Below are 11,955 nucleotides of genomic sequence, written 5' to 3'. Positions count from 1 at the left end.
CCACGCCCAACCACCGGCCAGCAGTCACCAGTCACCAGTCACCAGTCACCAGTCACCGACAGCAGACCACCACCCGCCGCCCACACCGCCTCCCCAACCCGCCGACAACCGACCCCACCCCCATCCGCCCCACCCGCTTGCCCACCCCTACAACGCGTCCGGCCCCCGCTCGCCCGTACGCACGCGGACCGCCTCCTCGACCGGGAGACTCCAGACCTTTCCGTCGCCGATCTTGCCGGTGCGGGCCGCCTTCACCACGATGTCGATCAGTTCCGCGGCGTCCGCGTCGTCCACGAGCACCTCGATGCGGACCTTCGGCACCAGGTCGACGGTGTACTCCGCGCCCCGGTACACCTCCGTGTGCCCGCGCTGCCTGCCGTATCCGCTGGCCTCGGTGACGGTCAGCCCGTGCACGCCGAACGACTGCAACGCCTCCTTCACCTCGTCGAGCCGGTACGGCTTGATCACTGCCGTGATGAGCTTCACGCGTCCACCTTCTTCTCACTGCCGGAAGCCGGGGCCGCGCCCTGGCCCTTCCCTCGCCCCTTGCCCTGGCCCTTTCCCCGGCCCTTGTCCCCGGGCGGGCCGTCGCCGCGGGCCGGTACGGCGGCGGGGGCCGCCCCCACACCCGTGCGCGCCACCACGCCCCCGCCCGTGCCGCCGAAGTCGTACGCCGTCTCCGCGTGCGCGGCCTGGTCGACGCCCGCGACCTCCTCGTCCTCGGAGACCCGGAAGCCCATCAGTACGTCGATGACCTTGGCAAGGAGGAAGGAGACGACGAGGGAGTACAGGAGCACACAGACGACTCCCACGGCCTGCTTGCCCAACTGCTCCAGGCCGCCGCCGTAGAAGAGACCCTTGGCGTCGCTCTGGACGCCGCCGGTGGCGAACAGGCCCACCAGCAGGGACCCGGCGACACCGCCGACGAGGTGGACACCGACCACGTCGAGGGAGTCGTCGTACCCGAACCGGTACTTCAGGCCCACCGCCATCGCGCACAGCACGCCGGCGATGGCGCCCACCGCGATGGCACCCAGCGGGCTGACCGCGCCGCACGCCGGGGTGATCGCGACCAGTCCGGCCACCGCGCCGGAGGCGGCGCCCAGGGTGGTGAAGGAGCCGTGCCGGATCTTCTCGTACGCGAGCCAGCCGAGCATCGCGGCGGCCGTGGCGACCTGGGTGTTGACGAAGGCGACCGCGCCCACCCCGTCATCGTTGTTCAGCCAGGAACCCGCGTTGAAACCGAACCAGCCGAACCACAGCAGCCCGGCGCCGAGCATCACCAGCGGCAGGCTGTGCGGCCGCATCGGGTCCTTCTTGAAGCCGATCCGCCTGCCGACGACGAAGAGCACGCCGAGGGCCGCGGCGCCCGCGTTGATGTGGACGGCCGTGCCGCCGGCGAAGTCGATGACCCCCAGGTCGAAGAGCCAGCCGCCCTCGGCCCACACCCAGTGCGCGACGGGGAAGTAGACGAGAGTGGCCCACAGGGCGATGAACAGGGCCCAGGCCGTGAACTTCACCCGGTCGGCGAGGGCGCCGCTGATCAGCGCGGGTGTGATCACCGCGAACATCAACTGGAAGACGGCGAAGACGTAGACCGGGATGGAGGTGGCGCCCCACAGCTCGGTCAGGCCGATGCCGCTGAGTCCGGCGAAGTCGGCGGTCCAGCCGAAGAAGCCGCCGCTGTCCTGGCCGAAGGCGATCCCGAAGCCGTACAGGACCCACAGGACGGTGACGATCCCCAGGCTGATGAAGCTCATCATCAACATGTTGAGCACACTCTTGACCCGGACCATGCCGCCGTAGAAGAAGGCGAGTGCGGGGGTCATGAGCATCACCAGCGCGGTGCAGATCAGCATGAAGCCGGTGTTGGCCGGGCTCAGGGTGGCCTCGTCTGCCGCGAGCGTCATGATGCCTGGGGGCATCGGCGTCTCCTGTCGTCGATGCGGCCCGTGCGGGCGTGGTTCCGGGTGGGCCGACTTTCGCCACGAGGTTGTCGCAGCACCGTTTCGGCCATGCCCCGTCGGTGTTTCCCCGCGGTGACGAAGCCCCCGCCAGTGTTACGCCCCCATGAACTCCGAGATCAGCCCGCCACGCCCGGTACATCCCGTAACCCACCGAAACGCCCACGCCGCACCACGGCCCACAGCACCCCGCACCCACCCGGCCCACCCACCCACGCGCACCGCGCCCCGCCGCCCCGTACCCCCAGCCGAACAGCCCGGACAGCCCGGACACCCCGGACACCCCGGACGGCGCGGGCAACCCGAACAGCCCCGACAACCGACCACCGAAACAGCCGACCGCGGCTGTCACCCGTATTGACCTGGCGTGGGGGAGCCGAGTCGAGCTGTACAGGGTGACGGGCCGCGGCCGGGGTCTGTGGACCTGCTGTCAGAGGTGCGGTCAGACGGCCTCCGCGCCGGTTTCCGGCAGTTGCTGGGCCAGTTCGTCGCTGAGCTGGATCACTTCGGCCACGCTCTCGAAGTTCCGGGCCGCGGTGTCCACGGTCTTGCGCAGCCGGGTGTTGACCCGCTCCGAGCGGACCTTCTTCGCCAGCGGTATGGCCTGCTGCGCCAGGACGGCGCACTGCTCCGGCTCCTTCTGGAGCAGGTGCACCGTCGCCATCCCGATCAGGTTGAGCGCGTACGAACGCTGGTGCTCCACGTCCTGGGAGAAGAGTTCGACCGCCCGCTGCATCACGGGGTTGGCGAGGGAGGCGTACGTCGGGCTGCGCCCGGCCACGTAGGCGAGGTCGCGGTAGGAGTGGGCGTTCTCCGCGTTCAGCTCGGCCTCGGAGAAGAAGCGGATCCAGTCCGGCTCGGGATCGCCGGCCGACACGTCGCCGAAGGTGTCCTCGGCCATCCGCACGGCGCGTTTGACCTTGCCCGGCTGGCCCATGCTCGCGTACGCCCGCGCCTCCATCGCATACAACATCGCCTGCGTACGGGGTGTAGCCGATTCACGGCTGCCGTACTGCGCGAGATGGATGAGCTCCAGCGCGTCGTCCGGACGGTCCAGGTGGATCATCTGGCGGCTCATGCTGGAGAGGATGTACGAGCCCAGCGGGCGGTCACCGGCCTCCTTGGAGGCGTGCAGGGCGAGCACGAAGTACTTCTGCGCGGTGGGTTGCAGGCCGATGTCGTAACTCATCCACCCGGCCAGCTCGGCGAGTTCGGCGGCGACCTTGAACAGCCGCTTGGCGACCTCGTCGCTCTGCGGCTCCTGCAGCAGGTCGGTGACCTCGTGGAGCTGGCCGACCACCGCCTTGCGGCGCAGCCCGCCACCGCACTGGGCATCCCACTGGCGGAACATCACGGTCGTCGACTCCAGCAGGTCCAGCTCCGGCGCGGACAGCCGGTTGGAGCGCCGCGAACGCTCCTGCGCCGCCTGCTGGGCGGCGGACGCCTGCCCCGCCGAGACCGGCACCAGCCAGCGCTGCATGGGCTCGATGAGGGCGGGCCCTGCGGCCAGCGCCAGGGAGGTGCCCAGGAAGCCACGGCGGGCCAGCATCAGGTCGCTGCGGGAGAACTCACTGATCAGCGAGACGGTCTGGGGGCCGGCCCAGGGCAGGTCGACGCCGGAGACGGACGGGGACTGGTGCGCGGAACGCAGGCCGAGGTCCTCGATGCCGACCACACACCCGAACCGCTCCGAGAACAGCTCGGAGAGGATGCGCGGGATGGGCTCGCGCGGCTGCTCGCCGTCGAGCCAGCGCCGTACGCGCGAGGTGTCGGTGCTGATGTGGTGCGCGCCCATCTGGCGTGCGCGCCGGTTGACCTGTCGTGCCAGCTCGCCCTTCGACCAGCCGCTGCGCACGAACCATGAGCCCAACGGTTCGTTGGGGCGCTTGTCAGCGCCGGTGCCGCCACTGCCGCCCACGGGAACGCCCCCATTCCGATTGCCGCCTTGCCGCACCGCGTCGCGCCATCGCTTCGCATCGCCGCTCTTCGCCGCTTCCGAGTTTCTTTTCCATACGTCCGCTACATACGGTCCGGACCGCCCCGATGCCTCACTGCGCCGGCGCGGTGTTCTCTGCCGCGGCCGCCGCGCCTGTCCGGTGCGGTACGTGGAGGTGCCGCTCCGCCGGTGCCCGGCCGCGCTGTGGTCACCGCGGACTGCTGCCGCGGCGACCGGGTGGTGCTGTCGTCGTTCCGGTACTGCTTCCTCGTTCGGCCCGCGGGTGCCGGCCTGTGGATCTGCTCGCCCCGGGGATCCGCTGTTCTACGGATTTCCTGTTCGCGGGGGGGCGCGCGTACCTCGGCCCTGTTCGGCCCTCGGGTCCGCTCGTCCCACAGATCTGTGGCTCCACGGGGTGGGGTTGTCCCGTGGGTTGCGCCAGTACGTCCGTTTCCGCTGGTGCTTCGGTTCCGGCACTTCGCGTTCTGCTGCTTCCTGCACTTCTGGTGCCGCGTGTCCTGCTCCTCGCGCCCGGTCTCGCTCGCCGGCCGCGCCTGCGTGTTCCGTACCGCTCGTCCTGCCGCTGCCGCTGCCGCTTCTCTTCGCGTCCGCTGTTCCTTCGCCGTCCGCGTGCGTGGCGCACCGCCGTGCATGTCGCGCACCGGGCCGCCGTGCCGCTCCGCGCGGCCATCCTGACCGCTGTCCGTCGCGGCCGTGTCCGTGAACCTCCCACAGGATGCCGCCTGTTGCGGTGACCGGTACGGGGTGGACCTACCCGACCACGGAATCCAGCCAACCCGATTCGGGAGGGTTCACCCGCCGGTGCGTTGCCTCCGGCATACCCACACCCACGGCGTTTCGCCCCAGGTCGTGCACTGAAAGTAATCCTACGATCACGCCCCCGGCGAGGGCGATCCGCTAAACGCCACCATTCGCCACCCCTTCGAATGAACTCGCCGACCGGTCCTCGCGATTGACTTGACACAGGTCGAGGGGAGACGGACGGAAAGGAGTGCGCGAAGGCGCGCGCCACGCGCCGCACCACCCACCGCACCACGACGCGCCACGGAAGCCGCCCCCTCCTGACGGAGCGTCACAACCGTGCTCCGGCACGTAACCACTGGCATACACCACCCGTTGGAGGAGGCATGGGCTTCACGATCGGCGGCATCCGCGACATCCGGTCCGGTTCACGGCGTCGCGCCCGCTCGACCGAGATCACGGCGGTGGCGGAGTACACGGGCCTGTGGGGCTGGGACGTGGTGCCCGGCGCCCGCGCGGCCCGCGGCGGGAACGGACGTACGGTCTGCTCGTGCGGTGCGGGCGACTGCGCCTCCCCCGGCGCCCACCCCCTGGCCCACACGGTCGGGCTGGCGGCCGGCGCGACGCTGGAGGAAGCCGCCGACGCGTGGGCCAGGACGCCCGGCGCGGCCGTCCTGCTCCCGGTGGGCCGCACCTTCGACGTCCTCGAAGTGCCGGAGGTGGCGGGGCGCAGCGCGCTCGTACGGCTGGAACGGATGGGCCTGCCGCTCGGCCCGGTGGCCGCCACACCGACGGGCCGCGCCCTGTTCTTCGTGGCGCCCGGCGCCGCCGCCGGCCTGCCTGGTCTGCTCTACCGGATGGGCTGGGACGACGCCGCCCTCGACCTGTGTTCCCGCGGCCCGGGCGACCACGTCACGGCCCCGCCGTCCGACCTCGGCGGGCTCGGCCCGATGCGGTGGCTGCGGCCGCCCACCCTGGACACGGCCGGACAGCCCCCGCAGGCCCGGCTGCTGCTGGGCACCCTCGCGTACGTGTGCCACCGGTCGGTCGCGTAGCCGGAGGCGCGGCGGACTCCGCCGCGCCCGGCGCCCCGCGCCGTATTCACCACCCGCGCCGCGTCCACCACCCGCGCGCCCGCAACTTTGCCAACCCCTCGCCGCCCCCGCCCGGAACGCCGCCACCCCTCACTCCTTCACGTCCGGCGCCCGATACGCACCGCCCGCCCTCGGAACCCCTTCCCCTCCCGCGCACGCCCCCACACGCCCCCGCGCACAGCTCACCGCCCGTGCCCGCCCCGCCCACCAAAAAGCCCCGCAGCGCGTTCATCCCGCTGCGGGGCTCTTCGAGTCGGACCGTGCCCGTAAGGCCATGTGCGTGCCCTAGTCTCCGATCAGGGCGTCCACGAATGCCTCCGGCTCGAACGGCGCCAGGTCGTCCGCGCCCTCGCCGAGGCCGACGAGCTTGACCGGTACGCCCAGCTCGCGCTGGACCGCGACGATGATGCCGCCCTTGGCCGTGCCGTCCAGCTTGGTCAGCACGACACCGGTGATGTCCACGACCTCCGCGAAGACGCGGGCCTGCACCAGGCCGTTCTGGCCGGTGGTGGCGTCCAGGACGAGGAGGACCTCGCCGACCGGGCCGTGCTTCTCCACGACGCGCTTGACCTTGCCGAGCTCGTCCATCAGGCCGGTCTTGGTGTGCAGCCGGCCGGCGGTGTCGATGAGGACGACGTCGGCGCTCTCGGCGATACCTTCCTTCACCGCGTCGAAGGCGATCGAGGCCGGGTCACCGCCCTCCGGGCCGCGGACCGTGCGGGCACCGACCCGCTCGCCCCAGGTCTGGAGCTGGTCGGCGGCGGCGGCACGGAAGGTGTCGGCGGCGCCGAGGACGACCGACTTGCCGTCGGCGACCAGGACGCGGGCCAGCTTGCCGGTGGTGGTGGTCTTGCCGGTGCCGTTGACGCCGACGACCATGACGACGCCAGGGATCTCCTGGCCGTCCTTGCCCAGGCCGTTGTCGGTGGCGACCGCGCGGTCCTGGTCCGTACCGATCAGCTTGAGCAGTTCCTCGCGCAGCAGGCCGCGCAGCTCGTCGGGGGTACGGGTGCCGAGCACCTTCACGCGCTCGCGCAGCCGCTCGACCAGCTCCTGCGTGGGCGCGACGCCCACGTCGGCGGTGAGCAGCGTGTCCTCGATCTCCTCCCAGGTGTCCTCGTCGAGGTGCTCGCGGGAGAGCAGGGTGAGCAGGCCCTTGCCCAGCGAGTTCTGGGAGCGGGAGAGGCGGGCCCGCAGCCGCACGAGGCGGCCGGCGGTCGGCTCGGGGACCTCGGCCTCCGGGGCGGCGGGGGCGGGCGGCTCCTCGGCCACCGGCTCCTCGACGGGCGCCTCGGCCGGCGGCAGGTCGACTTCTTCTATGGTGCGACGGGATGCGTCGCGGGGGGTCTCGGCGTCCTCACCGACCTGCGGTTCCGCAGGAGGTGCGGTGACGGACGGGGTGGTCGGCGGGGCCGGCGGCAGTTGCTGCTTCTTCTTGCGGCTGCTGACGACGAGCCCGCTGATCGCGCCGAGCGCGACCACAGCGATGACTACAGCAAGGATGACGATTTCCATAACTCACCCAGTATCGGTCACACCCCGCCGTGCGGGACCGCACACGCCGAACCTGGACCTCACCTGTCCGGGTTCGGTCGCCGCGGCCGGTCCGGATTCATCCGCCGCGCGTCCGCCCGCCATCCGCCGGAGGACATGTCCGGACATCGAGGAAATCGGCTTGGGGGTGGGCCCACCGGTGCAATAAGGCCGCCCGACGCCGTCCGATCGCCCCCCGCGCACACCTCCGCGCCGGACCCGCTCCTGGGTTTCGCCGCGCCGACAGGTCGCCGGGCGCGTCCGCCCCGGCCGTCGTGAACCCCGCCTGACCTGCGCATCGGTCGACAGTGCGGGATGCTCGGACGAGTTCGGGGGCCATCGGTGCTCGTCGTTGGACACAACAAGGCGCATGAACCGAAGTTGGATCAAAGTACGATAGCTCTCGGCTGCGCAACGCGCGTAGAGTCCTGGCAACCCCCTCCCCTTCGCCAGGCATCACAGCCGCTGCCTGAACCCGCACGGAGACACCTGCACCATGGGCACCACGTCCACGGACACCATGTCCGCTCCTGAAACCGAAGGCGCCGTCGAGCAACGAGGCATCGAGCCCGTCCCCGACCACGAACGCCACGGCCGCGTCCGCGAACTCTTCCCGACCTGGGTCGCCGCCAACATCAGCGTGCTGCTGCTCACCATGGGGGCCTCCCTGGTGATCACCAATGGTCTGAACTTCTGGCAGGTCCTGATCGTGGCCGCCATCGCCTCCGTCATCTCCTTCGGCATGGTCGGCGTGCTGTCGGTCTCCGGCAAGTGGGGCGGCGCGCCCGGCGCGATGCTCTCCCGCGCCGCCTTCGGCGTACGGGGCAACTACTTCCCGGGCGCGATCCTGTGGGTGGCCCGCTTCGGCTGGGAGACGATCAACGCGGTCAGCGGCGCGTACGCGGTGCTCACCGTCCTGAAGCTGCTGTTCGGCATCGAGGCCAACAACGTCCTCACCGTCATCACGCTGCTCCTGTTCGTCGCCACGACGTTCCTGGTCAGCGGCATGGGCCGGAAGGCGCTCAACGTCTGCAACAAGTACTCGACGTACCTGTTCACCGTCTTCAGCGTCATGGTGCTGGTGTACCTGGTCGCCGAGATGCCGTGGGGGAAGATCTTCTCCCAGTCGGCGGGCAGCACCGCCCTGATGATCGCCGGCATCGGCACCATCGCGGCGGGCGGTATCAGTTGGGTGCCCACCGGACCGGACTTCGCGCGCTACCTGCCGCATGCCGCCTCCGGCAAGAAGATCGTCGGTACGACCATCACCGGCGCCGCCCTGGTGATGGTGCCGATGGTGCTGATGGGCGGCATCATGGCCGTTTCCAACCCCGAGCTGGCCAACCAGAACACCGACCCGATGTCGTTCCTCGGCTCGGTGCTGCCGACCTGGCTGGCGGTGCCGTACCTGATCACCGCGCTGGTCGGGATGCTGCTGATCAACAGCCTGTCGATGTACTCGGCCGGTTTCACCGCGCAGACCATGGGCGTCAAGCTGCCGCGCGCCCTGGCCGTGAGCATCAACGCGGTCATCAGCCTGGTCGGCGGCGCGTTCATGATGCTGGTGGCCAAGGACTTCATCGGCCAGTTCATCACCTTCCTGACCCTGCTCGCGGTGTCCTTCTCCGCCTGGATCGGGGTGTACGCCGTCGACATGGCGCGCCGCCGGAAGATGGCGGTCCGCTACGACGGCGACAGCCTGATGAACGTCGGGCGCACCAGCCGTTACTGGTACGCGGGCGGCTTCTGCTGGCAGGCGCTGACGGCCTGGGGCGCGGCGCTGGTGGTGGGCCTGTGCCTGACCAAGGTCACCTGGTTCACCGGTCCGCTGGCCGAGACCTGGCCGGGCCGGCACGGTCTGGGCTGGGCGGCCACGATCCTGATCGCCGCGGTGGTCTTCGCGGTGCTGCCGAAGCCGAAGGAGACGGTGCCTACGGGCGCCGCCGCTCCGGCCGAGGTGCCGGCGCCGGTCGGCTGATTCGGCCCCGGCACCCTGTTCACCTGATGTGACGTCAGCTAACGTCCCCTTCGCCAACCGGGCCCACCGCCTCGGCGAAGGGGACGTTCGTCATGCCCGTAACGGTCCTGCGCCTCAACCTCGCCGCCCCCTCTCCCACCCCCGAAGCGCTCGGCGCGCGCTACCGGGCCGCCGTCGAGATGGCCGCCTTCGCCGACGAGCGGGGCCTGACCACGGTCCAGACCGAGGAGCACCACGCCACGGACAACGGCTGGATGCCGGCGCCGCTGGCCTTCGCCGGCGCCGTCCTGGGCGCCACCCGCCGGGTCACCGTCACCGTCTCCGCGCTGATCACGCCGCTGCACGACCCGCTGCGGCTGGCCGAGGAGATCGCCGTACTGGATCTGCTGAGCGGGGGCCGGCTGGTCACCGTGGCGGGCATCGGCTACCGGCCCGAGGAGTACGCGGCGCACGGCCGGGACTGGCACTGGCGCGGCAAGCTCCAGGACGAGGTGCTGGAGACGCTGCTCGCCGCGTGGCGGGGGGAACCGTTCCGCTACCGGGGCCGTACGGTACGGGTCACCCCGCGCCCGTACACCCAGCCGCATCCGCTCCTGCTGGTCGGCGGGGGTTCCCGGGCCGCCGCGCGCCGGGCCGCCCGGCTGGGGCTGCCGCTGTTCCCCAGCGCGTGGCTGCCCGGGCTGGAGGCGTACTACCACGCCCGGCGCGCCGAGTACGGGACCGAGGGCTGGGTGATGCAGCCCGCCGCCCGTACCTGTCTGCTGCACGTGTCCGAGGACCCGGACCGCGCCTGGGCCGAGTACGGCGGGCATCTGCTGCACGAGGCGCGGACGTATGCCTCGTGGCAGCCCCCCGGTGCCGAGTCGGCCGTACGGTCCGCCGCCGGCGACGTGGAGGCGCTGCGCCGTGAGGGGGTCTACCGGATCGTGACGCCCGAGGAGTGTGTGCGGCTGGCCGGGGAGGCGGGGACGGCGGGGTCGCTGATTCTGCATCCGCTGTGCGGCGGGATGCCCGTGGACGAAGGCTGGCGTTCCGTACACCTGTTCGCGGAGCGGGTCGTTCCGCGCCTCAAGGGGGACTGAGGCACCACCCTGTTCCGTTGCTTCAACGGAAAACCATTCGCGAGGAAAAGAAACAGCCCCGAAGTTCCGGGCCGGAATGCAGGAGCTGCCCCGGTCCGTCGGACGGACCGGGGCAGCCACCCACAACTGAGGAGAAGAGCTGGCGGGGGGTGTTAGCCCATCTCCTCCAACGCCTTGCCCTTGGTCTCCTTCACGAATTTCAGCACGAAGGGGATCGAGAGCAGAGCGAAGATCATGTAGATCACGTACGTACCCGAAAGATTCCAGTCGGAAAGGCTCGGGAAGCTGGCAGTGATGGCCCAGTTGGCGATCCACTGCGCACACGCCGCGACACCGAGCGCAGCGGCGCGGATCTTGTTCGGGAACATCTCACCGAGGAAGACCCAGACCACGACACCCCAGGACAGGGCGAAGAAGAGCACGAAGCCATGGGCCGCGACCAGGGCGACCGTGCCCTGGAGGGTCGGCAGCGTGCCGTCCGCGGTCTTCGAGGCGAAGGCCCACGCCTCCAGGGCGAGTGCGACGGCCATGCCGGCGGAGCCGATCAGCGCCAGCGGGCGGCGGCCGATCCGGTCCACGAAGATCATCGCGATCACGGTGCCGATGATGTTGATGATCGACGTGGTGAAGCTGTAGAAGAACGAGCTGCTCGGGTTGATGCCGACGGACTGCCACAGCGTCGAGGAGTAGTAGAACGCCACGTTGATGCCGACGAGCTGCTGGAAGACCGACAGGCCGATGCCGATCCACACGATCGGCAGGAAGCCGAACCGGCCGCCCAGCAGGTCCTTGAAGCTGGACTTGTGCTCCCGGCGCATGGCTTCCTGGATCTCACCGACCCGGTGGTCCAGGTCGACGCCCTGACCCTCGACCTCGGCCAGCACCTCCTTGGCCTTGTCGGTCTTGCCGACGGAGATCAGGAAGCGGGGCGACTCGGGGATCGCGAAGGAGAGCAGCCCGTAGAGCACGGCCGGTACGACCATCACGCCGAGCATCCACTGCCAGGCCTCCAGGCCCGCCAGCTTGCCGCGCTGGTCACCGCCGGCGAGGTTGAGGATGCCCCAGTTCACGAGCTGGGAGACCGCGATGCCGATGACGATCGCGGCCTGCTGGAAGGAGCCCAGCCGCCCCCGGTACGCGGGCGGCGCGACCTCGGCGATGTAGGCCGGGCCGATGACCGACGCCATGCCGATCGCGATGCCGCCGAAGACGCGCCACATGGCCAGGTCCCACAGGGCGAACGGCAGCGCCGAGCCGACCGCGCTGATCGTGAAGAGCGCCGCGGCGATCTGCATGACGCGGATCCGGCCGATGCGGTCCGCGATCCGGCCGGCCGTGGCGGCTCCGATGGCGCAGCCGATCAGCGCGATGGCGATCACCTGGGCGAGCCCCGCGGAGCCCACTTCGTAGCGGCCGCGGATCGCCTCGACGGCGCCGTTGATCACGGAACTGTCGTAGCCGAAGAGGAAGCCGCCCATCGCGGCAGCCGCGGTGATGAAGATGACATGGCCGAGGTGATCCGGCTGGGCCTTGCGGCCCTCCGGGATCGTCGGCTGCGCGGTGCTGGTCAACGTGTACTCCAGTGCCCGGCTGCGCTGCCGGGCGT

At 70.7% G+C, this 11,955-nt stretch carries 8 protein-coding genes; 3 read left to right on the top strand and 5 right to left on the bottom strand.

Going from position 1 to position 11,955, the window contains the following annotated elements; genetic code table 11:
* Positions 1 to 147: 147 nt before the first annotated feature.
* From ACH4EB_RS28790 to ACH4EB_RS28780, 3 genes are all read right to left on the bottom strand, one after another.
* Positions 148 to 486, bottom strand: a complete 339-nt coding sequence (locus ACH4EB_RS28790; RefSeq protein ID WP_365844729.1) for a P-II family nitrogen regulator — start codon at positions 484 to 486, stop codon at positions 148 to 150.
* Positions 483 to 1,925 carry an ammonium transporter gene (locus tag ACH4EB_RS28785; RefSeq protein WP_398350804.1) on the bottom strand — a complete coding sequence of 481 codons (1,443 nt, stop codon included), beginning with the start codon at positions 1,923 to 1,925 and terminating at the stop codon, positions 483 to 485. Before ACH4EB_RS28785 ends, ACH4EB_RS28790 begins: the two co-directional genes overlap by 4 nt.
* Positions 1,926 to 2,406: 481 nt before the next feature.
* Entirely contained in the window at positions 2,407 to 3,882 is a 1,476-nt protein-coding gene (locus ACH4EB_RS28780; RefSeq protein WP_398350803.1) for a hypothetical protein, read from the bottom strand.
* A 1,166-nt stretch (positions 3,883 to 5,048) separates the two neighbouring features.
* On the opposite strand from ACH4EB_RS28780, the gene ACH4EB_RS28775 reads away from it, so the two are divergent.
* Positions 5,049 to 5,717: a bifunctional DNA primase/polymerase gene (locus ACH4EB_RS28775; protein WP_398350801.1), complete on the top strand. Its 669-nt coding sequence runs from the start codon at positions 5,049 to 5,051 to the stop codon at positions 5,715 to 5,717.
* Between the two features lie 324 nt (positions 5,718 to 6,041).
* Here ACH4EB_RS28775 and ftsY read toward each other — a convergent pair whose 3' ends face one another.
* Complete coding sequence (ftsY, locus tag ACH4EB_RS28770; protein WP_398350800.1) at positions 6,042 to 7,271, bottom strand: signal recognition particle-docking protein FtsY; 1,230 nt, start codon at positions 7,269 to 7,271, stop codon at positions 6,042 to 6,044.
* A gap of 514 nt (positions 7,272 to 7,785) precedes the next feature.
* Between ftsY and ACH4EB_RS28765 the strand changes: the two genes are divergently transcribed.
* Both ACH4EB_RS28765 and ACH4EB_RS28760 read left to right on the top strand, forming a co-directional pair.
* Positions 7,786 to 9,267, top strand: a complete 1,482-nt coding sequence (locus ACH4EB_RS28765; RefSeq protein WP_398350798.1) for a purine-cytosine permease family protein — start codon at positions 7,786 to 7,788, stop codon at positions 9,265 to 9,267.
* A gap of 92 nt (positions 9,268 to 9,359) precedes the next feature.
* A complete protein-coding gene (locus ACH4EB_RS28760) occupies positions 9,360 to 10,349 on the top strand; it encodes an LLM class flavin-dependent oxidoreductase (RefSeq protein ID WP_398350797.1) in 990 nt (329 codons plus the stop codon).
* A 152-nt stretch (positions 10,350 to 10,501) separates the two neighbouring features.
* Here ACH4EB_RS28760 and ACH4EB_RS28755 read toward each other — a convergent pair whose 3' ends face one another.
* A complete protein-coding gene (locus ACH4EB_RS28755) occupies positions 10,502 to 11,920 on the bottom strand; it encodes a sugar porter family MFS transporter (RefSeq protein WP_398350795.1) in 1,419 nt (472 codons plus the stop codon).
* Positions 11,921 to 11,955 lie beyond the last annotated feature (35 nt).

It is taken from the genome of Streptomyces sp. NPDC018045 (assembly GCF_044327445.1).
Taxonomy (GTDB): domain Bacteria; phylum Actinomycetota; class Actinomycetes; order Streptomycetales; family Streptomycetaceae; genus Streptomyces.
Note: the sequence above shows the minus strand (reverse complement) of the source record. Positions and strands in the feature narration are given on the sequence as shown.

Bases quoted from the DNA above. Each gene is read 5' to 3' on its own strand.
- ACH4EB_RS28765 (WP_398350798.1), top strand. From the start codon at position 7,786: ATGGGCACCACGTCCACGGACACCATGTCCGCTCCTGAAACCGAAGGC.
- ACH4EB_RS28775 (WP_398350801.1), top strand. From the start codon at position 5,049: ATGGGCTTCACGATCGGCGGCATCCGCGACATCCGGTCCGGTTCACGG.
- ACH4EB_RS28760 (WP_398350797.1), top strand. From the start codon at position 9,360: ATGCCCGTAACGGTCCTGCGCCTCAACCTCGCCGCCCCCTCTCCCACC.
- ACH4EB_RS28785 (WP_398350804.1), bottom strand. From the start codon at position 1,925: ATGCCCCCAGGCATCATGACGCTCGCGGCAGACGAGGCCACCCTGAGC.
- ftsY (WP_398350800.1), bottom strand. From the start codon at position 7,271: ATGGAAATCGTCATCCTTGCTGTAGTCATCGCTGTGGTCGCGCTCGGC.